Source organism: Hydrogenophaga sp. ANAO-22 (genome assembly GCF_042466645.1).
Lineage (GTDB): Bacteria > Pseudomonadota > Gammaproteobacteria > Burkholderiales > Burkholderiaceae_C > Hydrogenophaga.
The window spans coordinates 2,386,874-2,407,835 of sequence record NZ_CP159956.1 but is presented as its reverse complement, the minus strand read 5'-3'; the positions used below and the strand labels follow the sequence as shown (position 1 = coordinate 2,407,835).

The following is a 20,962-nucleotide window of genomic DNA, read 5'->3' as shown; positions in this document are numbered from 1 at the left end:
GTGAAACAAGGCCTGTCACTGCGCGTCTCGCAGCACCTGGCGCTCACGCCCCAGCTGCAGCAGTCGATCCGGCTGCTGCAGCTGTCCACGCTGGAGATGGCGCAGGAAGTCGAGCAGATGCTCGACGACAACCCCTTCCTCGAGCGCGCGGAGGAAATCGCCGAGCGCGAGACCTTCGGGCTGGAGCAGACCGATGTGCCGGTGAGCGCCGGCGAGCAGATCGCCGAGGCGGCCCTGCCCGAGGCGCCGGTGCCCTTGTCCCCTTCCCTCGAATCCTCCAGCGCGAGCACCGACAGCGGTGACGGCGATGGCCTGGAAAGCAAGCTGGACGGCGCCACCCCGGTGGAGGAAAGCTGGGAGGGCGACGGCACGGTGGAGATGGCGCCCGACGACAGCGAGTGGGGTGGCGACGCGCCCGCGCGCAACAGCGGTTCGGGCGACAACGACGAGACCGCCAGCGCCGCCGACCTGGCGCGCGCCCCGGTCAGCCTGCAGGACCACCTGCACGACCAGGCGCGCTGCCTGCGCCTGTCGGACGAGGACCGCGCCGCGCTCTACTTCCTGATCGAGTCGCTCAACGACGACGGTTACCTGGAGGAAAGCCTGGCCGAGCTGGCCGACGCCTGGCTGCACCTCTCGGGCACGCCCCAGCTCGCGGGCGACCCGAACGACGCGCTGGAGGCGCGCGAGGCGCTGGAGCAGCGCCTCGCGGTGGCGCTGCAGCTGCTGCAGCACATGGAGCCCTCGGGCGTGGGCGCGCGCGACCTGGGCGAATGCCTGCGCCTGCAGATCCTGGAGCTGCGCAACACGGCCGAGGCGCGCGCCGCGCTCGCCATCTGCAACCAGCCGCTGGAGCTCATGGCCAAGCGCGACGTGAAGCGCCTGTGCAACCTCTGCGGCATCGACGACGAGACCGCGCGCGCCGCGCTCGGCCTGATCGCGCGCCTCGAACCCAAGCCGGGCCGCCGCTTCGTCGACGTGGAGCGCAACGTGGTCGTGCCCGACGTGATCGTCACGCGCGCCGGCCGGGGCTTCAAGGTCATCCTCAATCCCGACGTGATGCCGCGCTTGCGCGTGCACGATGTCTACGCCAACGCCATGCGGCAGAACCGCGGCGGTGGCGAGGCCGGCCACGCCGCCATGCAGCAGCGCCTGCAGGAGGCGCGCTGGTTCATCAAGAACATCCAGCAGCGCTTCGACACCATCCTGCGCGTCTCCAGCGCCATCGTCGAGCGCCAGCGCAACTTCTTCATGCACGGCGAACTCGCCATGCGCCCGCTGGTGCTGCGCGAGATCGCCGACGAACTCGGCCTGCACGAATCCACCATCAGCCGCGTGACCACCGCCAAGTACATGGCCACGCCCTTCGGCACCTACGAGCTCAAGTACTTCTTCGGCTCGTCGCTGGGCACCGAGACCGGCGGCAACGCCTCCAGCACGGCGGTGCGCGCGCTGCTCAAGCAGTTCATCGCCGCCGAGGAGCCCGCCAAGCCGCTGTCGGACAACCAGCTCTCCGACCTGCTGCGCGAGCAGGGCATCGAGTGCGCGCGCCGCACGGTGGCCAAATACCGCGAGGCGCTGCGCATCGCGCCCGCGAACCTGCGCAAAGCACTGTGAACCAACTTCAAGTTTTTCTGCCCTGCGCCGCCGGCGTGGAGGACATGCTCGCCGCCGAGGTGCAGCGCATCACCGGCGAGGCTTCGCCCTACAAGGCGCGCGGCGGTGTCGCGCTCAACGCCTCGTGGCGCGATGCCCTGCGCCTGAACCTGCACAGCCGCCTCACGCAGCGCGTGCTGGTGCAGCTCTGGCACGGCGGCTACCGCAACGAGCAGGACCTGTACAACGCCGCCGGCGAGGTGGCCTGGGAGATCTGGTTCACGCCGGCCGAGACCATCAAGGTCGAGATCACCGCGCAGCACAGCCCGCTGACCTCGCTGAACTTCGCCGCGCTCAAGGTGAAGGACGCGATCTGCGACCGCTTCCGCGCCAAGCGCGGCGAGCGGCCCAGCGTGAACACCACCTGGCCCGACGTGCGCATCTACGTGCACCTGACCACCGAGACGGTGAGTCTGTACATCGACACCTCGGGCGAGCCGCTGTTCAAGCGCGGCTGGCGCGAAGACAAGGGCGACGCACCGCTGAAGGAAACCCTGGCCGCCGCGATGATCGCGGCCACCGGCTGGGAAGCCGGCATCGAGACGCCGCTGGACGCCATCGCGCCGCTGTACGACCCCTGCTGCGGCAGCGGCACGGTGGTGATCGAGGCCGCGCAGATCGCGCTCAACATCGCGCCCGGCCAGCTGCGCCGCTTCGCGTTCGAGAAACTGCTGCCGTTCCAGCCGCACGTGTGGCAGGCCATCAAGGCCGATGCCGTGAAGCAGCAGCGCGAATGGCCGGCGGGCCATGCGCCCATCGTCTTCGGCAGCGACGTGTCGTTCCGCATGGTCGATTTCGCGCAGCGCAACGCCGAGCGCGCCGGTGTGGCCCATGCGGTGGAGCTGCGCGGCGGCGACGCGCTGCAGCGCACGCCGCCCACCGCGTGCCCCGGTGTGCTGCTGCTCAACCCGCCCTACGGCGAGCGCATCGCCGCCGCCGGCGTGGCCGGTGAGAACGCCAGCGCGCGCGCCCAGCGCATGGCCCCGCGCGCGCCGCGCACCTTCACCGTAGGCGCCCCGCCGCCACCCGCCGCCGGCCAGGGCCGCGAGAGCGCGCAGATGGCCGATGGCGGCGACGGCAGCGACTTCTTCAACCAGCTCGCCGCGCACTGGAAGACCCACTACGCGGGCTGGAGCGCCTGGCTGCTCACGCCCGACCTCAAGCTGCCCGGCAAGATGCGCTTCAAGGAGTCGCGCCGCGTGCCGCTGTGGAACGGCCCGATCGAGTGCCGGCTGTTCCGCTTCGACCTGACCCCTCGCAAAAGTGAGGCACCCCCGCCGCGCTCCGCGCGTCCCCCTCAAGGGGGCGATGCCTAGGACCGGCGGAGCCGGATCCTCGACATCTCTGGACTGAGACACTTCTTTCAACGTGAGAGGACTGCAGTGAGCGAGAACGTTGAAATGAACACGGTGGTGCTCGACACCAACATCGCGCTCGACCTGTTCGTCTTCAAGGACCCGGTCACCGCGCCCTTGCGCGAGGCGCTGGGTCGGTCGGCCGGCGCCTGGCTGGCCACCGCCGCCATGCGCGAAGAGCTGGTGCGCGTGCTGGCCTACCCGCAGATCGCGCGCCGCCTGGCGGCGCAGGCCCGGCCCGCGCAGGACGTGCTCGATGCGTTCGACCGTTGCACCCGGCTCGTGCCCGAAGCCCCCAAGGCGGCCTTCACCTGCAAGGACGCCGATGATCAGAAGTTCATCGACCTCGCCGCCGCGCACCGTGCCACGCTGGTCAGCAAGGACGACGCCGTGCTCTGCATGGCCCGGCGCATGGAGCGCATCGGCGTGACCATCTGCCGCGAATGGAGGCGTCCTGCCCATGCGGTTTGAACGCCAGCTCCTGGGACTGAGCATCGCGCTGATGGTCTGTGCCCCGTCCTGGGCCGTGCAACGCTGCGAACTCAACGGCGAGAGCGTGAACCCGAACAACGGCCACACCACGGCCGGCAAGAGCGGCGTGATGCGCTGCACCGACGAGGACGGCCAGGTGCGCCGCCGCGAGCAGACCCTGCGCGAAGGCCGCTTCGTCGGTCCCGTGGTGATGGTGCTGGCGGATGGCGAGCGGCGCGAGTACAGCGTCAACGAACGCGGCAACCGCCACGGTCTGGCGCGCACCTTCGATGCCAAGGGCACGTTGCGCAAGGAGGAGAACCTCGACAACGGCAGCAACGTGGGCGTGCAGAAGCACTTTGCCGAGACGGGCTACCTGCAGGAGCTGCACTTCTCCGACGAGCGCCGCACGGTGCTCACCATCGCCTACCTCGCCGACGGCTCGCTGAAGGAACTGCGTTGCGCGCCGACCAGTGTGCTGCCGCAGGACCGCGAGGTCTGCGGCCACGGCGGGCGCGCGAGCGAGGTCACGCTGTACCGCGAACCCGGCAAACCCTCGGGCACCGTGAGCCACCTCAAGGGCCAGATGCAGCGCCTGAGCGTGCTCGACCGCGAAGGCCGGCTGGTGCGCAACGAGGAGCTCAAGGACGGCCGGCGCATCAAGCGCGTGTTCTACACCTCGGGCCAGCCGCGCTCCGAAACCGACTTCATCGAACGCGACCCCAACGGCCCGGGCGGCCGCGAAGGCACGGCGCGCGAATGGGCCGAGAGCGGCCAGCTCACGCAGGAGACCACCTGGGCCCAGGGCCACGAGCAGCGCATCCAGCAGTGGTACCTGAACGGGAAACCGAAAATGCGCCAACAGATCCGGCGCGAAGGCCGCGAGCTCGAGCGCACCATCGAGAGTTTCTGGGACAACGGCAAGCCCGCGGCCGTCAACGCCGAGCGCAACGGCCGCCTCTGGGGCTGGCAGAAGTACTTCAACGAAGAAGGCGTGCTCGTGCGCGAGGACGAACACGGCGAACGCGGGCTGCTGCAGCGCCGCAAGCGGTACAACGAGCAGGGTGGGCTGGAGCGCGAAGAGCGCTTCCTGGAAGACGGCTCGCGCATCTGAAGTTTCACAAGGAGACGGCCATGGCCATTCGGGTGGTTCGACTGGGCAGCGACAGGGCGGCGGGCGAGGGCACCCGCATCGGCACGGTGCGGCGGCCGCCGCGCGGCGTGCCCAAGACCGAGTTCGCCTCGGGCAACTGGTACGACGTGTGGTACCCCAACCTCGCGCCCAGCGTGGAGACCATGAAGCTCGGCCAGTCCGCCGAGACAGCCGCGCAGTGGAGCGCCTTCACGCGGACATACCGCGCCGAGATGGCCGCGCCCGAGAACGCGCGCAACCTGGAGCTGCTCGCCGCGCTGTCGCACCGCTCGGATTTTTCCGTCGGCTGTTACTGCGAGGACGAATCGCACTGCCACCGTTCGGTGCTGCGCGAGCTGCTGCGGGAAAAGGGCGCGAAGGTCGAGCCATGAGCGGCACGGACCTGCTGGCCCTGCTCACCGCGCTCGGCGCGGCCACGGTGGGGGGCGTGTTCTACGGCTTCTCCACATTCGTGATGAAGGCCCTGGCGCAGTTGCCCGCCGCGCAGGGCGTGGCCGCCATGCAGCGCATCAACATCGTGGTGATCAACCCCTGGTTCATGGGGGCGTTCATGGGCACGCTGCTGCTGTCCATCGCCTGCGTGGTGGTGGCCGTGATGGCCGGGTCGGCCGCGCTGCTCGCCGGGGGCCTGCTCTACGCGCTCGGCACCTTCGGCGTGACCATGGCTTTCAACGTGCCACGCAACAACCGCCTCGCGCGCCTGGATCCGGCGTCGTCCGACGCGGCGGCCTACTGGCCGACCTACGTGCGCGAATGGACGCGCTGGAACCACGTGCGCACCGGGGCGGCGCTGGTGGCCGCGGCGTGTGCGGTCCTGGTTTGCTACAACTGACACCCCCCAACCATCACCGAGCGAGGTTCCCATGGCCAGCACACGCTATTCCGGCAGTTGCCATTGCGGCAAGGTCGCGTTCGACGTCGAGGGCGAGATCGGCAGCGCCCTGTCTTGCAACTGCTCGATCTGTTCCCGCAAAGGGTCCTTGCTCTGGTTCGTGCCCCGCGACCAGTTCACGCTGAAAACCCCCGAGGACGCGGCCAGCACCTACCTGTTCAACAAGCACCTCATCAAGCACCGCTTCTGCCCCACCTGCGGCATGCACCCCTACGCCGAGGGGTGGACCCCAAGGGCAACGCCATGGCGGCCGTGAACCTGCGCTGCATCGAGGGGCTGGACCTGAGCACGGTGCCGGTCCACGAGTACAACGGCCGGGACGCGTGACGGGCCTCAGGCCAGGCTGAACCGCTCCGCGCTGGCCCGCTCCCAGTAGGTCGTGAACACCGCGTGCTGCGCCGCCAGGTCGGTCAGCAGCGCGCCGGGTGGCGTGGAGGGCAGCAGGTTGGCCAGCAGGCGCACCTCGTTCTCGCTCACGCGGCGCACCAGGTGGTGCGAGGTGATTTGGCGCGGGTGCTGCAGCCCGGCGGCCTGCACCAGTTCCTGCAGCGCCATCAGCGTGCTCTGGTGGAAATGGAACACGCGCTGGGCCTTGTCGGGCACCACCAGCGCCTGCTGGCGCACCGGGTCCTGCGTGGTCACGCCGGTGGGGCAGTGGCCGGTGTGGCAGCTCTGCGCCTGGATGCAACCCAGCGCGAACATGAAGCCGCGCGCGCTGTTGCACCAGTCCGCGCCGATGGCCATGGCGCGCACGATGTCGAAGGCGCTCACCACCTTGCCGGCACAGCCCACCTTGATGTGTTCACGCAGGTTCACGCCCACCAGGGTGTTGTGCACCAGGCGCAGGCCTTCCTGCAGCGGTGCGCCCACGTGGTCGGTGAACTCCAGCGGCGCCGCGCCGGTGCCGCCCTCGGCGCCATCGACCACGATGAAGTCGGGCCGCACGCCGGTCTGCAGCATGGCCTTGACGATGGCGAACCATTCCCAGGGGTGGCCGATGCACAGCTTGAAGCCCACCGGCTTGCCGCCCGAGAGTTCACGCAACTGGGTGATGAAATGCATCATCTCGATCGGCGTGGTGAACGCGCTGTGCGACGAGGGCGAGACGCAGTCGATGCCCACCGGCACGCCGCGCGCGGCGGCGATCTCGGGCGTGACCTTGGGGCCGGGCAGCACGCCGCCGTGGCCCGGCTTGGCGCCCTGGCTGAGCTTGATCTCGATCATCTTCACCTGCGGGTCGATCGCGTTGGCCTGGAAGCGTTCGGGGCTGAAGCGGCCGGTTTCGTCGCGACAGCCGAAGTAGCCCGAGCCGATCTCCCAGATCAGGTCACCACCGTTGAGGCGGTGCCAGGCCGAGATCGAGCCCTCGCCGGTGTCGTGCGCGAAGCCGCCCTTTTTCGCACCGGCGTTGAGCGCCTGGATCGCGTTGGCCGAGAGCGCGCCGAAGCTCATCGCAGAGATGTTGAAGATGCTGGCGTCGTACGGCTGGGTGCAGGTGTCGCCGCCGATGAGCACGCGGAAGTCGTGCGTGGCCAGGGTGCTGGGCTGCAGCGAATGGTTGAGCCACTCGTGGCCGTCGGCGTTCATGTCCAGCTGCGAGCCGAAGGGGCGCTTGTCGGTCTCGCCCTTGGCGCGCGCGTAGGCCAGGCTGCGCTGGCTGCGCGAGAACGGCGTGGCGTCGGTGTCGTTCTCCAGGAAATACTGGCGAATCTCGGGCCGGATCTTCTCCAGCATGAAGCGCAGGTGCCCGATGACCGGGTAGTTGCGCAGCACCGAACTCTTGGTCTGCCGCAGGTCCCACAGGCCCACGGCAGACAGGGCCCCGAACACCAGGAAGCTGAACCCGCCCACCCCGAAGGCCACCAAGGTGAACAGGCTCAGCAGCGCGAACAGCACGCAGAGCGCGAAGGCCGTGTAGCGCACGGGGTAGAGGGCGTTGAGGCGGTCGAGCATGCGGGCTTTCGTGGGGGCACCGGGGAATACACTGCGGGGCATCATAAAACCCCGGCTTCTTTGCACCATGACAACGACGAACACCCCCTTCGACCCGGCCGGCGCGCTGGACCATGACGACTACGACGCGCTCGACGCCATCCTGGACGACTTGCGCACGCGCGGCGACGAGGTGCCGCAGTGGGAGTTCTGCGAAGGCGCGATGGCCGCGCTGCTGTGCACGCGCCGCCCCATCGAGCCCGCCGAGTGGCTGCCCGTGCTGCTGGGCACCGGCTCGCTACCCACCGCGCCGCAGGACGACGGCACGCATTTCAGCAACACCGCGCAGTACGAGCGCTTCATGGACCTGTGGTCGCGCCGCGAGGCCGAGGTGGCGGCATCGCTGGCCGCACCGGTGGACACGCTGGAAGACGAGCGCAGCTACCACCCCGAGCTGATGGATGTGCGCGGCGCCGTGGCCGCGCTGCCGGACGAAGAGCGCGCCGAGTTCCAGGACCAGGAACTGCCGGCCTACGCCCAGGTGTGGGCGCTGGGCTTCATGTTCGTGGTGGAGAACTTCGGCGAGGACTGGGAGCCGCCGCGCGACAAGGAGACCGCCGCCTGGATCGACGAGGCGCTCGAGAAGGTGGTCGAGCTGACCGAGGACGACACGGACACCCCCACGGTGAACATGCACGCCGAGGACGGCCCGCCCAGCGTGAGCGACGACCGGCTCAACGCCTTCGGCGCCGCCATCTGGGCGGTCTACGACCTGCACCAGATCGGCAAGAGCCTGGGCCCGCGCGTGGAGCCGGTGCGCAAGGAGGCCACGCCGGGCCGCAACGATCCTTGCCCCTGCGGCAGCGGCAAGAAATACAAAAAGTGCCACGGGGCCTGACAGCCGTCCGGGTGCGGTTGACGGATGAACATTCATTCGCTTAAGATCGCGCCCTCATGAAACCCAAGGACGACGACAAGCAGCAGGCCATCGCCAGCGCCACCCTGGCGCTGGTCGAGCGCGTTGGCCTGAGCGGGCTGACCATGGCCGGCATCGCGCGGGAGGCCGGCTTGGCCACCGGCACGTTGTACGTCTACCACCGCTCCAAGGAAGACCTGCTCAACGCGCTGTACGAGCAGGTCAAGGGTGCGCTGAGCGCGCTGATCGACACCGGCATCGATCCGTCCGTGCCGTTCCGCCGCCGCATCCAGCAGAACTGGACCCGGCTGCTGCGCCACCGGCTGGCGCACTACCCGGAAGCGGTGTTCATGGACCAGTACTACAACTCGCCCTGGTTCAGCGAGGCCTCGCGCCAGTTCTCGGCGCGTTTCGCCAGCGGCTGCCTGGGCTTCTTCGACGAGGCGAGGGCGCAGCAGATCGTGAAGGACGTGCCCACCATGCTGCTGGCCGCGAGCTTCTTCGGTTCGGTGCGCGACACCGCCAACCTGCTGCGCAGCGGCGACCTGCAAGACACCGAGGCCGCGCTGGCGCAGGCCTTCGGTCTTTGCTGGGATGGCATCAAAGCCTGAGAAAAGACTTTTCTTCGACACCGTTTTTCACTATAAAGCGAATGAACATTCATTCACTGGTGTACCGGCACTTCAACCCACGACAGGAGAACCCACGCATGCCCACCACGCTCAACATCAACGGCAAGGACGTTCGCGTCGACGTCGACGAATCCACCCCCATCCTCTGGGCCCTGCGCGACACCCTGGGCATGACCGGCACCAAGTTCGGTTGCGGCGCGGCGCTTTGCGGTGCCTGCACCGTGCACCTGAACGGCGCGGCCATCCGCTCCTGCGTCACCCCCATCGCCTCGGCCGTGGGGCAGAAGATCACCACCATCGAAGCCGTGGCGACCGACCGCGTCGGCCAGGCCGTGCAGCAGGCCTGGGTGAAGGCCGACGTGGCGCAGTGCGGCTACTGCCAGAGCGGCCAGATCATGAGCGCCACCGCGCTGCTCAAGGCCAACCCGAAACCCAGCGATGCCGAGATCGACGGCGCCATGGCCGGCAACATCTGCCGCTGCGGCACCTACGCGCGCGTGCGCATTGCCATCAAGGACGCGGCCCGCACGCTGGCCTGAAAGGACACCCCATGCACCTGCACACCCACACCGCCGACCAGATTCGCGCCCACCTGCCGCCCGCGCTGGCCCACCGCCTGGACGATGCGGGCGCGCCCGAAGGCATCGCGCGCCGCAGCTTCCTGAAGATCGCCACCGCCTCCGGTTTCGCGCTGGGCGCCTACCCCCTCATGGCCGGCGCCCAGCAAGGTGCGGCCCCGGCCGCCACCGGTCTGAAGCCCGACCAGCAGCCCGCCGCCTTCGTGAAGATCGCGCGCGATGGCACGGTCACCGTCACCATCAACCGCCTGGAGTTCGGCCAGGGCACGCACACCGGCCTGGCCATGGTGCTGGCCGAAGAGTTGGACGCCGACTGGAGCCGCGTGCAGGCCGTGCACGGCAATGCCGACCCGGCCTACAACGACCCGGCCTTCGGCATGCAGATCACCGGCGGCTCGACGGCGGTCAAGCACTCGTACACCCAGTACCGCGAGCTCGGCGCGCGCACGCGCGCCATGCTGCTGGCGGCCGCCGCGAAGCAGTGGAACGTGCCCGTGGCTTCGCTGGCCACCGAGCGCGGCGTGGTGATCGGCCCCGGTGGCAAGAAGCTCGGCTACGGCGCCCTGGCCGACGCCGCCATGCAGCAGCCGGTGCCGGTGCAGGTCACGCTCAAGGACCCGTCGCGCTTCAAGCTGATCGGCCAGCCCACGACGCGGCTGGACGCGAAGGCGAAATCCAGCGGACGACAGGGCTTCGGCATGGACGTGCGCCTGCCCGGCATGCTCACCGCCGTGCTCCAGCACCCACCGGTGTTTGGCAGCAAGGTGGCCTCGGTCGATGACGCGGCCGCGCGCGCGGTGAAGGGCGTGAAGGCCGTGCTGCGTGTGCCGCTGCACGATGGCGGCGAAGGCGTGGCCGTGGTGGCCGAGGGCTACTGGGCCGCGAAGCAGGGCCGCGATGCGCTGAAGGTGCAGTGGAACGACGCCGGCCGCGAGAAGGTGGACAGCGCGCAACAGCTCGTGAGCTACCGCGCACTCGCGGCGAAAACCGGCAGCATCAAACACGACGCCGACATGGCGCCGCTGGCCAACGCGCCGCACAAGATCAGCGCCGAGTTCGTGTTCCCCTACCTGGCGCACGCGCCCATGGAGCCGCTGAACTGCACGGTGCAGCTCACCGGCAGCGGCGCTGCCGCCAAGGCCACGGTGTGGACCGGCACGCAGATGCCGGGGCTGGACACGGCCGCGGCCGCGCGCACGCTGGGCGTCAAGCCCGAGCAGGTGACGATGAACGTGCAGATGGCCGGCGGCGGCTTCGGCCGGCGCGGCCTGCTCACCAGCGATTTCGTGGTCGAGGCCTGCACCATCGCGAAAGCCGCGCAGGCCGCCGGCCTGAGCGCGCCGGTGCGCACGGTGTGGAGCCGCGAGGACGACGTGCGCGGCGGCTACTACCGCCCCATGCACCTGCACCGCGCCGAGATCGGCTTCGACGCGCAGGGCAAGGTGCTGGCCTGGGACCACGTGATCGTGGGCCAGTCCATCATGGCCGGCACCTTCTTCGAACCCATGATGGTCAAGGGCGGCGTGGACGAGACCATGGTCGAAGGCATGGGCAAGCCCTACAGCGTGCCGATGCGCCTCTCGGCCCACCACCCCAAGCTCAACGTGCCGGTGCTGTGGTGGCGCAGCGTGGGCTCCACGCACACCGGCTACGTGATGGAGACGCTGATCGACGACATCGCGCGCGCCACGAAACAGGATCCGGTGGCCTACCGCCTGAAGCTGATGGACGACAAGGCCGTGCGCCACCGCGCCGCGCTGCAGCTCGCGGTGGACAAGAGCGGCTACGGCAAGAAGGCCCTGCCCGCCGGCCGCGCCTGGGGCGTGGCGGTGCACGAGTCCTTCGACTCGGTGGTGGCCTACGTGGTCGAGGCCTCGGTGGTCGACGGCACGGCCAAGCTGCACCAGGTCACGGCCGGTGTGCACTGCAACCTCGCGGTGAACCCGAAGAGCGTGGAGGCACAGATCCAGGGCGGGGCGCTGATGGGCCTGTCCATGTGCCTGTCGGGCGCGGCCATCACCCTGAAGGACGGCGTGGTGGAGCAAAGCAACTTCGGCGACTTCGCCGTGCCGCGCATCACCGACATGCCGGCCATCGCGGTGCACCTCGTGCCCAGCGCCGACGCGCCCACCGGCGTGGGCGAACCCGGTCTGCCGCCGCTGGCGCCGGCGTTCGCCAACGCCATCGCGAGCCTGACCGGCAAGCCGCTGCGCGAACTGCCGTTCAAGCTCGCATGACGCGGCCGGTCTAGAACGTGCCGAGGTCGAACGGCCCGCCCTGTGCCAGCGCGCGCTGGTAGGCGGGCCGCTCGTGGATGCGGCGCAGCCAGTCCGCGAGCTTGGGCCGGTTCTTCAGCAGGCCGCGCGCGGCGGCGGCTTCGATGCCGAAGCTCATCTGCACGTCGGCCGCGCTGAACGAGCGCCCGGCGAACCAGGGTCCGTGTTCCGCCAGCTCGGCTTCGAGGTAGTCGAAGTGCCGCTTGAGGTTGGGCGTGACGAGCAGCTTCTTGACCTGGGACGAGATGCCCAGCGCCACCGGGCGCACGATGAAGGGGCTCTTGCGCTCGATCTGGTCGAACACCAGTTGCAGCAGCAGCGGCGTGGCCAGCGAGCCTTCCGCGTAATGCAGCCAGTAGCGGTAGCGCAGGAAGGACGGTGTGCCGTGCGCGGGCGCGAATTGGCCTTCACCGTAGGTCTCGACCAGGTACTCCAGGATCGCGCCCGATTCGGCCAGCGTGGCCTTGCCGTCGGTCACCACGGGCGATTTGCCCAGCGGGTGCACCTTCTGCAGCGAGGCCGGCGCCAGCATGGTCTTGGGGTCGCGCTCGTAACGCTCGATCTGGTACGGCACGCCCAGCTCTTCGAGCAGCCAGAGCACGCGCTGCGAGCGCGAGTTGTTCAGGTGGTGGACCGTGAGCATGAAGGGCTGCCTTTCAAATGGGGGTGGTGCCGTGCCAGTGTAGGGGCTGCGTTCAGGCCAGGGCCGGCGGCAGGGCCTGCGCCAGGAAGTCCCACACCTGGCGGATGCGCGGGTTGCTGCGGATCTCGCGGTGCACCGCGAGCCACACCGGCAGCGGCGGGATCGGCAGCATCGGCAGCAGCGGCACGAGGTCGGGGTTGCGGCGCGCCACATAGCGAGCCAGAAAGCCCACACCCAGTCCCGCGTCCACCGCGGCCTGGTAGGCGTTGAGGTCGTCGGTGCGCACGGCGAAGTTCTCGCGCTGCATCGGGTAGCCCATGGCCGCGAAGCCGCGCAGGATGTCGGTCTGGCGGTCGTTGCCCACCAGGTCGTGCGCCAGCAGATCCTGCGGCGCACGCGGCGTGCCCCGGCGGCGCAGGTAGTCGCGGTGGGCGTAGGTGCCCAGGGCCACCTGGCCGACCTTTTTGCACAGCAAGGTGGCCTGGTCGGGCCGCACCATGCGCAGCGCGATGTCGGCCTCGCGCTGCAGCAGGTTGCTCACGGCATTGCTCGACACCAGCTCCACCTGGATGTCCGGGTGGGCCTGGCGCAACTGCAACAGCACCGGCGGCAGCAGCACGCAGGTCACGGGCTGGCTCGCGCTGATGCGCACCGAGCCGCGCGCATCCTGCTGCGCGCCCGAAGCCTGGCGCGCGAGCTGGTCGGCCGCGCTGGCCATCGCGCGCGCCGCCTCGGCCAGCCGGTGGGCGTGCGCCGTGGGCACCAGGCCACGGCCGGTGCGCTCGAACAACACCACGCCGAGCTGCGTTTCGAGCTCGCCGATGTGGCGACCCACCGTGGGCTGGGTCGTGGCCAGGGCCCGCGCGGCGGCCATCAGGCTGCCCCGGTCGAGCGCCGCGAGGAAGGACCGGATGAGGGTCCAGTTGAAATCACCGGTATTCATTTGTGCATGGCTGGTGTTCGCTTTCATCCCATTGTGAATGGGGAGATCTGTTTCCACAATCGATGCCATGGCGCCGGTGGTCGGTGTTTCGCGGAGTTCCTCATGAAAACCATGCCCTCTTCTTCCTCCCCTGCCGACACGGTGCTGGTGCTCGGCGGTCGCGGCCGCTTCGGCCTGGCCGCGGTGCAGGCCTTCGCGCGCGACGGCTGGCGCGTGCTGGCGCAGATGCGCCCCGGTGCACAGGCACCCACGGTGGCCGGTGTGCAATGGCTGGCGCAGGCGGTGGACACGCCGCAGGCCGTCGCCGACCTGGTGGCTCGGGTGCGGCAGGCGGGCGGCGCCACGGTGGTGGTGCACGCGCTCAACCCCAACCAGTACACCCGCCCGGCCTGGGAGCGGGAGAACGGGCCCCTGCTGCAAAGTGGCATGGCCGTGGCGCGCGCGCTGGCCGCCACGCTGATGCTGCCGGGCAACGTCTACAACTTCGGCCAGGGCATGCCGGCGGTGCTGCTCGAAGGCACACCGTACCGGCCGACCATGGCCATGGGCCGCGTGCGCACCGAGATGGAAGAGCGGCTGGAGGCGGCCACGCAACGCGGGGAACTGCGCGCGGTGATCGTGCGCGCCGGCAATTTCTATGGGCAGGGCCAGGGCACCTGGCTGGACCGCGCGATGCTCACCGGCATCCGCCGCGGCAAGCTGGTGTTTCCCGGTCCGCTGGACGTGGCCACGCCCTGGGCCTACCTGCCCGACCTGGCGCAGACCTTCGTCGCCCTGGCGCGTGTGCGCGAGACCTTGCCCGCGTTCGAGTCGTTGCACTTCAGCGGCCACACGCTCACGGGCCGCGATTGGGTGAATGCCCTGCAGCCACTGGCCCGCGAGCAAGGCTGGCTGCGCGAGAACGAGGCGCTGCGCGTGGGCGGCATGCCCTGGCCGCTGATCCGCGCGCTCGGCCTGGCCATGCCGACCCTGGGCGCGCTGGCCGCCTTGCGCTATCTCTGGAACCAGCCCCACCGGCTGGACAACCGCCGCCTGCGTGAGCGGATCGGCAGCGAGCCGCACACGCCCTGGCCGCAGGCCTTGGAACACACGCTGCAGGGCCTGGCGCTGCTGGGCGCCGAGGGCGTGACCCCGTTGCCCGCGCGGGCCTGATGTCCATGGACCGCCGGCGCTTCATCCGCCTTGCGGGCGGCGGCGCGGTCGCCGTCACCCTGGGCGCTTGCGGCAGCGCGCTGCCGCCCGAGGCCATTGCCGCCTGGCAGGGGCCGGGCGAGCAGACCGACGTGCGCCGCTGGCTGGTGGGGCACGCGCTGCTCGCGCCGCACTCGCACAACCTGCAGTCCTGGCTGGTGGACCTGGGCGTGCCCGGCGAGATCACCCTGTTCATCGACCGCAGCCGCCTGTTGCCCCAGACCGACCCGCATTCGCGACAGATGATGATGAGCCAGGGCTGCTTCATCGAACTGCTCGACCTGGCGGCGCGAGAGAAGGGCCTGCGCGCGCAGATCGAGCTGTTCCCGCAGGGCGCCTTCGGCCCCGAGACGGTCGATGCGCGGCCGACCGCGCGCATCCGCCTGGTGCCCGAGGCGTCGGTGGCGCCCGATCCACTGTTCGCGCAGATCTTCCACCGCCGCACGAACCGCGAGGCCTATGAGGCGCGCGAACCCGATGCCGCTGCCCTGGAGGCGATCAGCGCCTGTGTGCAGGCTTATCCGATGCGGGTCGGTTTCGTGGGTGCCGCGCAGTCGGAGGCGCTGGCGCGGCACCGCCGCATCGCCCGCGAAGCCTGGCGCATCGAGCTGGTCACGCCGCGCACGGTGATGGAGTCGCTCCAGGTGCTGCGCGTGGGCCCGCAGGAGATCGCGCGGCACCGCGACGGCATTTCGCTCAACGCGCCGATGGCGCGCGCGCTCGTGGCCCTGGGCCTGTTCGACCGCCGTCAGGTGCCCGCGGCCGACGGCGCGTCGACGACGACCCAGATCCAGGACTTCAACACCCGGATCGAGCACACGCCCGCCTTCTTCTGGCTGGTGACCGAGGGCAACGACCGCTGCACGCAGATCAACGCGGGCCGCGCCTATGTGCGGGCCCAACTCGCCGCCACCGCCGCGGGCCTGTCGATGCAGCCGCTGTCGCAGGCGCTGCAGGAGTACCCCGAGCAGATCGGGCCGTACAACGAGATCCATCAGTTGCTGGGTGCGTCGGCACCGCGCTTCACGGTGCAGATGTGGGCCCGGCTGGGCTATGCGCCGGTGATCGGGCCCTCGCCCCGGCGCGGGCTCGCGGCGCACATCCTCAAGGCTTGAGCTCGAACGCCGCCTGCGCGAGCGCCACGCCGTTGACCCGCAGGTCGATGAGGTGCGTGCCGGGGTAGAGCGTGCGCGTGGTCACGGGTTTGAGGCTGTGGCGTTTTTCCAGCGTGCGTTCTTCACCGGGCGCGAGCGTGAGCTTCCAGCCCTTGAACACCTTGGGCGAGGCGCTGCCGTTGGCGCGCACGTGGTGCACGGCGTAATCCACGACCAGCGACTGGGGCTGGCGCGCGCTGGAGCGCAGTTGCACGCGCAGGCCGATCTCGCCGCCGACCGCCGCGCGCTTCGCCGTCAGCGCGAGCGTGGCCTCGCCCTGCAGGCCGCTGCCCAGGCCCCAGGCCGCCAGCGTGGGCGCGTGGCCGGCCTTGATCAGGCCGCGGCTGGCGTGGCGCAGCAGCGCGCTGCGCGCATCGGGTGCGTCGATCAGGTGGTCGCGCACCCAGCCCGCGACCAGGTCGGGGTGGTCCTTGGCGATGTCGTTGAGGTGGTTGGCCACGCTGCGGCGCACGTAGCTGCTGGGGTCGTCCTGCAGCGCGCGCAGCAGGGGCAGGGTGGGGGCCGGGTCCAGCACCAGCGCCTGCAGCCGCAGGCCCCAGGGCAGGCGCGGGCGGCTGCCTTCGCTCACCAGCCGGCGCACATGCGCGCTCGGGTCGTCCACCCACTGGCCCAGGGTGTCGAAGGCCAAGGCGGGGTGGCGCTGGATCAGCGGCCGGATGGCGAACTCGGCGGTGAAGCGCTGCGTGACCGCGTGCAGGCAGGCCAGGCCGCGCCGGGCCGCCGCTTCGTCGGCCACGCCCCGGCGCGCCACGAATTCGCCGACCGCCCACAGGGCCCAGCCGCCGATGCCGTGCTCGTCGCGCGCCTCGCCGAGCTTGAGCGGTTCGCCCTGGGCGTCCATGGCCAGGGGGGGCGCGAGGCTGGCCTCCAGCAGTTCGCAGGCGGCGTGGAAGTCGTCGGGCAGTGTGGCCTCCAGCGCGTCGGCCAGCTGCATGGCCCGGGCCTTGAACTCCAGCTGCTCCAGGCCGGTGGCGGCCTGGGCCTCGAAGCGCCTGCGGTCGAATGTCGGCCAGGCGCGGCGCAGGTGGTGGCCGGCGTTGACGACGGTGGCCGGGCCGATGAGGTTCTTGAACGGTTCCATGGGCTTCAGGTGCGGGGCAGTCGTTGCAGGAGGCCGGCCAGCGCATGGCGCACCGTGGCCTGGCGCACGGCGGCGCGGTCGCCATCGAAGCGCTGGTGCTCGGTGAACACGCCCTCGGGCGTGGCCCAGCCGAACCACACCGTGCCCACCGGCTTCTCGGCGCTGCCGCCGGTGGGGCCGGCCACGCCGGTCACGGCCACGGCGAGCTGGGCCGGCGAATGCGCCAGCGCGCCCGAGGCCATGGCACGCGCCACCGGCTCGCTCACGGCGCCGTGCCGCTCGATCAGCAGGGCCGGCACGCCGAGCAGGCCGTGTTTGGCGGCGTTGGAGTAGGTGACGAAACCGCGCTCGAACCAGTCGCTGGAGCCCGAGAGATCGGTGCAGGCACCCGCGATCAGACCACCGGTGCAGCTTTCGGCCGTGGCCATCATCAGGCCGCGCGCCTTGAGGGCGGCGGCGAGTTGTTCGACCAGGGCGGGGGTGGTGTCGGGCATGTTCAGAGCCTCCACAAGGCGATGACGATGAGCGTGCAGAAAGCGGCGGCGAAGTCGTCGAGCAGGATGCCGAAGCCGCCGCGCGGGCCGAAGCCCTTGAAGGTCCGGTCGGCCCAGGCCATGGGGCCGATCTTGACCATGTCGAACAGCCGGAAGATCAGAAACGCCGCGAGCTGGGCCCAGAAGCCGCTGGGCGAGATCATCCAGAGCACCAGCCAGAAGGCGACCACTTCGTCCCACACGATGTGGCCGGAGTCGGCCACGCGCAGGTGCCGCGCGGTGACGGTGCAGGCCCACCAGCCCGCGAGCGTGGCCGCGGCGATCACGACCGCCCAGGTCAGCGGCGTGAGCAGCGGGTCCAGCAGCAGGAAGGCGACCCAGGCCCAGAGCGTGCCGGCCGTGCCCGGCGCCAGGCGGCTCAGGCCGGCGCCCGCGCCGAGCGCGAGGAAGTGGGCGGGGTGGGCAAGCAGGAAACGCCAGGTCGGGCGGGTGAGCGGCGCGTCGTTGGCGGTGTCGGGCATGCGGGGATTATCGGGCGGGCATTCAGGCGAAATGGTCGAAGCCTTGTGCGCCGAATGGCACCACCTGGCCCGCCGCGCCGAGCAGGCGCAGGCCCGGGGCGACCGCGATGCGCCCGATGCGCGTGACCGGCGTGGCGCTGTCGGCCGAGGCCTGGGCAATGGCTTCGCGCGCTTCGGGCGCGGCGGTGAACAGCAGCTCGTAGTCATCGCCGCCGGCCAGCAGGCATTCGAGCCGGTGCGCGTCGGGCAGGCCTTGCAGCGCTGGGGCCACGGGCAGGGCGGGCAGGTGGATCTCGGCGCCCACGCCGCTGGCCTGCAGGAGGTGGCCGAGGTCGCCGGCCAGGCCGTCGCTCAGGTCGATCGCGGCGTGCGCGCCCGCCACGGCCGACAGCGCCACACCCAGGGCGTTGCGCGGTGTGGGCCGCTCCAGCCGCGCGCGCGCTTCAGCGCCCCCGACCGCGCCGGCCCATTCGGTGCCGCGCAGCTGTTCCAGCGCCAGCCGGGCTTCGCCGGTGCGGCCACTCACATACAGGTCGTCGCCCGCGCGCGCGGCGTCGCGCCGCAGCGCCTGGCCGGGCCTCACCTCGCCGAAGACGGTGATGCACAGGTTGAGCGGGCCGCGCGTCGTGTCGCCGCCCACCAGCGGGCAGGCGTGTGCGTCGGCCAGTGCGAACATCCCTTGCGCGAAGCGCGCGAGCCAGTCGCTGTCGGCGTGGGGCAGGGCGAGCGCGAGCGTGAAGCCCAGCGGGCGCGCGCCCATGGCGGCGAGGTCGCTCAGGTTCACGGCCAGCGCCTTGTGGCCCAGCGCTTCGGGGTCCACGTCGGCGAAAAAATGCCGGCCCTCGACCAGCATGTCGCTGGAGATCGCGAGCTGGTGGCCGGGGCTGGGTTGCAGCAGGGCGCAGTCGTCGCCGATGCCCAGCACCACCGCGCTGTCCCCACCGGTCGCTGGCGCGCGCTGGAAATGGCGGCGGATCAGCTCGAACTCACCCATGCGCTTGGGGCGAACCGGCCGAAGGTGCCGGGGCAGGGGGTTCGTCGTCTTCGCCGCGGCGCGCGGCCCGGGGCGGAATCAGGAAGCTCAGCGGCGCGGCGCGGATGCGGCGCTTGATCGCGGCGCGGATCAGCTGGCGGTTGACCTCGCTGATGTTCTGCGCCTGCAGGGCCAGTCGGAACGCGAGGTAGAAGCTCACGCCCAGGTTGATCGGGCCGATGGCGAGCACGCCGGCCACGGCCCACCAGAACCCCGACTCCCTGAACACGCCCCAGCCCAGCGCCATGGCCGCCGCGGCGACCTGGCCGGCGGACAGGGTGACGTGGCGGACGTCCAGTCCGATGCCGAAGAAGGTCATGAAGGCGGGCACCAGGCCGAGCATGAAGCCCAGCGAGATGTTGGCCGCCAGGCCCGAGATGTTGCGGCGCATGAAGTCGGCCCAGCGCGCGGCGCGCGCGCGTCCCAGCACAGCGGTGAAGCGGGGGTTGTGCTGCATGGCCGAGTCCAGGTTGTGGAACACGTACCAGTTCTCGACCCAGCCGGCGATGATGCTGGAGGCAAACAGCAGCACGCCGGTGAAGGCCGCGAACAGCACCAGGGGCCCGAGCAGGCTGATGTCCTTGAGCACCTGGTGGGCCTTGTGCTCGTCGATCATGGCCCCGCCGGTGGTCAGCTGCATGACCAGGCTGAACAGCACCACCACCGGGATCACCAGCCCGATGTTGCCCACGATGGACGCGATCTGCGAGCGGAACAGGTTGGCCACCTCGTCGACGAAGCGGCGCACGGCGCCGGGCGCCTTGATGTCGCGCAGTTTGGCGACCATGGCGGGGGCGGTCACGGCGGGCTGCTTGGTGGCCAGCGTGAGGTGCAGCAGCATGATGACCACGAACGAGGTCGCGTAGTTCACGCCGTTGGCAAAGCCGCCCCAGAACGCGGTGAGGCCCAGGCCGTACATCAGGAACTTGACCCAGACCGTGACGCCGACGATGGCGCCGCCGCCCGCCGCCTTGCGCAGCATCTCGCGGTACTCGGCGGCGTTGCGGGTGATGTAGTGCTCGCCGCTCTCGGCGCTGCGCTCGGCGACCTTGGCGGCAGTGAGCTGCGAGCTGCTGGCGATGAGCGAGCGCACGCTGCGGTTGTCCAGACCGACCTGGGCCAGGTCGGCCAGCAGCGCGGCGGTGGCGCGCTCGGGTTGTTCGGACTGCAGGCAGTCCAGCAGCTCCTTGACGCGCACGATGCGCTCGCGCAGCTGGCGCAGGCGGAACACGATGCCGACCGACACGCCGTGTTCTTCCAGGTGCGAATACACGGTGTAGGCGGCGTGGCGGCAGGCATCGAGTTGCTGGCGCAGCACCTCGGCCGCGGCCATGGCCTCGGGGCTGCGCGCGCCGTGTTCGTTCACGGCGCGCCGCAGCGCCTCGAAATCGGCCGGCAGCTCGTGGAAGGGGCGCTGGGCCTGCGCCTCGGGCGACATGCGGATGCGGATCTCCGAGGCGAAGCCGGTGGCGCTGATCTGGCTCACGCAGTAGATCAGCGCGTCCATCAGCGCGGTCTGCCAGAAGCCGGCGGTGGCCTCGTCCAGCGGGGCATCGGGCGGTGCGATCAGCAGCGCGCGCAGGCGCTTGAGGGTGTCGCTGTCGAGCGCCTTGAGCCAGCGCACGTCGAAGCGCGCGGACAGCAGCAGGTCGAACAGCTCGGCCATGTCGGTGGTCTCGGGCGTGCCCGGCAGCACCTTCTTGCGCAGGCGGTTGCCGAATTCGCTGAGAAAGGCGGTGCGGGGGGCGAAGCCGTGGTCGGCCAGCAGCGGCGTGAGGTCCACGGTGGTGATGAACCGGTTCCACCAGCGGCGCCAGCGCGCCTGCAGGGCCGGGTCGGCCTGCACGGTGTCCAGGAACAGGCGCACGCGGCTGACGCTGGCCTGCACATCGGCCTCTTCGCCGCGCACCCAGCGCAGCGCCTCGATCAGCCACAGGTGGCGCAAGGCCAGCGAGGCGTCCGGGTCCAGGGTGTCGAGCGGGGTGGAAGTGGGCATGCGGTCGTCAGGGTGTGGGCCGCG

20 protein-coding genes and 1 pseudogene are annotated in these 20,962 nt (G+C 70.5%); 13 read left to right on the top strand and 8 right to left on the bottom strand.

All coding sequences use genetic code 11. The annotated features are described in order from the left end of the window. The 7 genes and pseudogenes from rpoN to ABSY19_RS11455 all read left to right on the top strand — a co-directional run bounded on the left by rpoN (nucleotide 1) and on the right by ABSY19_RS11455 (nucleotide 5,854). On the top strand, nucleotides 1-1,617 hold the full coding sequence (rpoN, locus tag ABSY19_RS11485) for an RNA polymerase factor sigma-54 (RefSeq protein WP_382162750.1): 1,617 nt from the start codon (nucleotides 1-3) through the stop codon (nucleotides 1,615-1,617). Beyond that, a complete protein-coding gene (locus tag ABSY19_RS11480; protein ID WP_382162748.1) occupies nucleotides 1,614-2,972 on the top strand; it encodes a class I SAM-dependent RNA methyltransferase in 1,359 nt (452 codons plus the stop codon). The genes rpoN and ABSY19_RS11480 overlap by 4 nt, the downstream gene beginning before the upstream one ends. Before the next feature lie 66 nt (nucleotides 2,973-3,038). Beyond that, the gene (locus tag ABSY19_RS11475) at nucleotides 3,039-3,482 is read left to right on the top strand and encodes a putative toxin-antitoxin system toxin component, PIN family (protein ID WP_382162745.1); all 444 of its coding nucleotides are present in this window, start codon (nucleotides 3,039-3,041) and stop codon (nucleotides 3,480-3,482) included. After that, the gene (locus ABSY19_RS11470) at nucleotides 3,472-4,596 is read left to right on the top strand and encodes a toxin-antitoxin system YwqK family antitoxin (RefSeq protein WP_382162742.1); all 1,125 of its coding nucleotides are present in this window, start codon (nucleotides 3,472-3,474) and stop codon (nucleotides 4,594-4,596) included. Before ABSY19_RS11475 ends, ABSY19_RS11470 begins: the two co-directional genes overlap by 11 nt. A gap of 20 nt (nucleotides 4,597-4,616) precedes the next feature. Then, nucleotides 4,617-5,006, top strand: a complete 390-nt coding sequence (locus ABSY19_RS11465; protein ID WP_382162739.1) for a DUF488 domain-containing protein — start codon at nucleotides 4,617-4,619, stop codon at nucleotides 5,004-5,006. Next, on the top strand, nucleotides 5,003-5,467 hold the full coding sequence (locus tag ABSY19_RS11460; protein ID WP_382162736.1) for a DUF1772 domain-containing protein: 465 nt from the start codon (nucleotides 5,003-5,005) through the stop codon (nucleotides 5,465-5,467). Before ABSY19_RS11465 ends, ABSY19_RS11460 begins: the two co-directional genes overlap by 4 nt. Nucleotides 5,468-5,498: 31 nt before the next feature. Continuing rightward, nucleotides 5,499-5,854 (top strand): annotated as a pseudogene (locus tag ABSY19_RS11455) (GFA family protein). 6 nt (nucleotides 5,855-5,860) lie between these two features. On the opposite strand, the gene ABSY19_RS11450 reads toward ABSY19_RS11455, so the two are convergent. Next, nucleotides 5,861-7,480, bottom strand: a complete 1,620-nt coding sequence (locus ABSY19_RS11450; RefSeq protein WP_382162733.1) for an FMN-binding glutamate synthase family protein — start codon at nucleotides 7,478-7,480, stop codon at nucleotides 5,861-5,863. 67 nt (nucleotides 7,481-7,547) lie between these two features. On the opposite strand from ABSY19_RS11450, the gene ABSY19_RS11445 reads away from it, so the two are divergent. The 4 genes from ABSY19_RS11445 (at nucleotide 7,548) to ABSY19_RS11430 (ending at nucleotide 11,822) form a co-directional block, all read left to right on the top strand. After that, the gene (locus ABSY19_RS11445) at nucleotides 7,548-8,357 is read left to right on the top strand and encodes a UPF0149 family protein (RefSeq protein WP_382162730.1); all 810 of its coding nucleotides are present in this window, start codon (nucleotides 7,548-7,550) and stop codon (nucleotides 8,355-8,357) included. 56 nt (nucleotides 8,358-8,413) lie between these two features. Further along, on the top strand, nucleotides 8,414-8,986 hold the full coding sequence (locus ABSY19_RS11440; protein ID WP_382162727.1) for a TetR/AcrR family transcriptional regulator: 573 nt from the start codon (nucleotides 8,414-8,416) through the stop codon (nucleotides 8,984-8,986). A gap of 98 nt (nucleotides 8,987-9,084) precedes the next feature. Continuing rightward, nucleotides 9,085-9,546, top strand: a complete 462-nt coding sequence (locus tag ABSY19_RS11435) for a (2Fe-2S)-binding protein (protein ID WP_382162724.1) — start codon at nucleotides 9,085-9,087, stop codon at nucleotides 9,544-9,546. An 11-nt stretch (nucleotides 9,547-9,557) separates the two neighbouring features. Beyond that, entirely contained in the window at nucleotides 9,558-11,822 is a 2,265-nt protein-coding gene (locus ABSY19_RS11430) for a molybdopterin cofactor-binding domain-containing protein (RefSeq protein WP_382162721.1), read from the top strand. A gap of 10 nt (nucleotides 11,823-11,832) precedes the next feature. Here the strand turns inward: ABSY19_RS11430 and ABSY19_RS11425 are convergent, their stop codons facing one another. Together ABSY19_RS11425 and ABSY19_RS11420 are read right to left on the bottom strand one after the other, a co-directional pair. Beyond that, on the bottom strand, nucleotides 11,833-12,504 hold the full coding sequence (locus tag ABSY19_RS11425) for a glutathione S-transferase family protein (RefSeq protein ID WP_382162718.1): 672 nt from the start codon (nucleotides 12,502-12,504) through the stop codon (nucleotides 11,833-11,835). A gap of 52 nt (nucleotides 12,505-12,556) precedes the next feature. Continuing rightward, nucleotides 12,557-13,447 (bottom strand): LysR family transcriptional regulator, encoded by an 891-nt coding sequence (locus ABSY19_RS11420; RefSeq protein ID WP_382162715.1) that lies wholly within the window; start codon nucleotides 13,445-13,447, stop codon nucleotides 12,557-12,559. Nucleotides 13,448-13,549: 102 nt separating this feature from the next. Here ABSY19_RS11420 and ABSY19_RS11415 point away from each other — a divergent pair, with 102 nt between their 5' ends. After that, on the top strand, nucleotides 13,550-14,599 hold the full coding sequence (locus ABSY19_RS11415; RefSeq protein ID WP_382162711.1) for an NAD-dependent epimerase/dehydratase family protein: 1,050 nt from the start codon (nucleotides 13,550-13,552) through the stop codon (nucleotides 14,597-14,599). Further along, nucleotides 14,599-15,753, top strand: a complete 1,155-nt coding sequence (locus ABSY19_RS11410; RefSeq protein ID WP_382162709.1) for an Acg family FMN-binding oxidoreductase — start codon at nucleotides 14,599-14,601, stop codon at nucleotides 15,751-15,753. The genes ABSY19_RS11415 and ABSY19_RS11410 overlap by 1 nt, the downstream gene beginning before the upstream one ends. On the opposite strand, the gene ABSY19_RS11405 is transcribed toward ABSY19_RS11410, so the two are convergent. From ABSY19_RS11405 to ABSY19_RS11385, 5 genes are read right to left on the bottom strand one after another with little or no spacing between them, the layout of a single operon-like run. Continuing rightward, the gene (locus ABSY19_RS11405) at nucleotides 15,743-16,894 is read right to left on the bottom strand and encodes a DNA alkylation repair protein (RefSeq protein WP_382162706.1); all 1,152 of its coding nucleotides are present in this window, start codon (nucleotides 16,892-16,894) and stop codon (nucleotides 15,743-15,745) included. The genes ABSY19_RS11410 and ABSY19_RS11405 overlap by 11 nt on opposite strands. A gap of 5 nt (nucleotides 16,895-16,899) precedes the next feature. Then, nucleotides 16,900-17,388 carry a CinA family protein gene (locus ABSY19_RS11400; RefSeq protein ID WP_382162703.1) on the bottom strand — a complete coding sequence of 163 codons (489 nt, stop codon included), beginning with the start codon at nucleotides 17,386-17,388 and terminating at the stop codon, nucleotides 16,900-16,902. Nucleotides 17,389-17,390: 2 nt separating this feature from the next. Next, complete coding sequence (locus ABSY19_RS11395; RefSeq protein ID WP_382162700.1) at nucleotides 17,391-17,909, bottom strand: phosphatidylglycerophosphatase A; 519 nt, start codon at nucleotides 17,907-17,909, stop codon at nucleotides 17,391-17,393. 22 nt (nucleotides 17,910-17,931) lie between these two features. Next, complete coding sequence (gene thiL / locus ABSY19_RS11390; protein WP_382162698.1) at nucleotides 17,932-18,903, bottom strand: thiamine-phosphate kinase; 972 nt, start codon at nucleotides 18,901-18,903, stop codon at nucleotides 17,932-17,934. After that, on the bottom strand, nucleotides 18,896-20,938 hold the full coding sequence (locus ABSY19_RS11385; protein ID WP_382162695.1) for a site-specific recombinase: 2,043 nt from the start codon (nucleotides 20,936-20,938) through the stop codon (nucleotides 18,896-18,898). The genes thiL and ABSY19_RS11385 overlap by 8 nt, the downstream gene beginning before the upstream one ends. Between the last annotated feature and the right edge of the window lie 24 nt (nucleotides 20,939-20,962).

Bases quoted from the DNA above. Each gene is read 5' to 3' on its own strand.
- ABSY19_RS11470 (WP_382162742.1), top strand. From the start codon at position 3,472: ATGCGGTTTGAACGCCAGCTCCTGGGACTGAGCATCGCGCTGATGGTC.
- ABSY19_RS11465 (WP_382162739.1), top strand. From the start codon at position 4,617: ATGGCCATTCGGGTGGTTCGACTGGGCAGCGACAGGGCGGCGGGCGAG.
- ABSY19_RS11460 (WP_382162736.1), top strand. From the start codon at position 5,003: ATGAGCGGCACGGACCTGCTGGCCCTGCTCACCGCGCTCGGCGCGGCC.
- ABSY19_RS11450 (WP_382162733.1), bottom strand. From the start codon at position 7,480: ATGCTCGACCGCCTCAACGCCCTCTACCCCGTGCGCTACACGGCCTTC.
- ABSY19_RS11445 (WP_382162730.1), top strand. From the start codon at position 7,548: ATGACAACGACGAACACCCCCTTCGACCCGGCCGGCGCGCTGGACCAT.
- ABSY19_RS11440 (WP_382162727.1), top strand. From the start codon at position 8,414: ATGAAACCCAAGGACGACGACAAGCAGCAGGCCATCGCCAGCGCCACC.
- ABSY19_RS11435 (WP_382162724.1), top strand. From the start codon at position 9,085: ATGCCCACCACGCTCAACATCAACGGCAAGGACGTTCGCGTCGACGTC.
- ABSY19_RS11430 (WP_382162721.1), top strand. From the start codon at position 9,558: ATGCACCTGCACACCCACACCGCCGACCAGATTCGCGCCCACCTGCCG.
- ABSY19_RS11425 (WP_382162718.1), bottom strand. From the start codon at position 12,504: ATGCTCACGGTCCACCACCTGAACAACTCGCGCTCGCAGCGCGTGCTC.
- ABSY19_RS11420 (WP_382162715.1), bottom strand. From the start codon at position 13,447: ATGAATACCGGTGATTTCAACTGGACCCTCATCCGGTCCTTCCTCGCG.
- ABSY19_RS11415 (WP_382162711.1), top strand. From the start codon at position 13,550: ATGAAAACCATGCCCTCTTCTTCCTCCCCTGCCGACACGGTGCTGGTG.
- ABSY19_RS11410 (WP_382162709.1), top strand. From the start codon at position 14,599: ATGTCCATGGACCGCCGGCGCTTCATCCGCCTTGCGGGCGGCGGCGCG.
- ABSY19_RS11405 (WP_382162706.1), bottom strand. From the start codon at position 16,894: ATGGAACCGTTCAAGAACCTCATCGGCCCGGCCACCGTCGTCAACGCC.
- ABSY19_RS11400 (WP_382162703.1), bottom strand. From the start codon at position 17,388: ATGCCCGACACCACCCCCGCCCTGGTCGAACAACTCGCCGCCGCCCTC.
- ABSY19_RS11395 (WP_382162700.1), bottom strand. From the start codon at position 17,909: ATGCCCGACACCGCCAACGACGCGCCGCTCACCCGCCCGACCTGGCGT.
- thiL (WP_382162698.1), bottom strand. From the start codon at position 18,903: ATGGGTGAGTTCGAGCTGATCCGCCGCCATTTCCAGCGCGCGCCAGCG.
- ABSY19_RS11385 (WP_382162695.1), bottom strand. From the start codon at position 20,938: ATGCCCACTTCCACCCCGCTCGACACCCTGGACCCGGACGCCTCGCTG.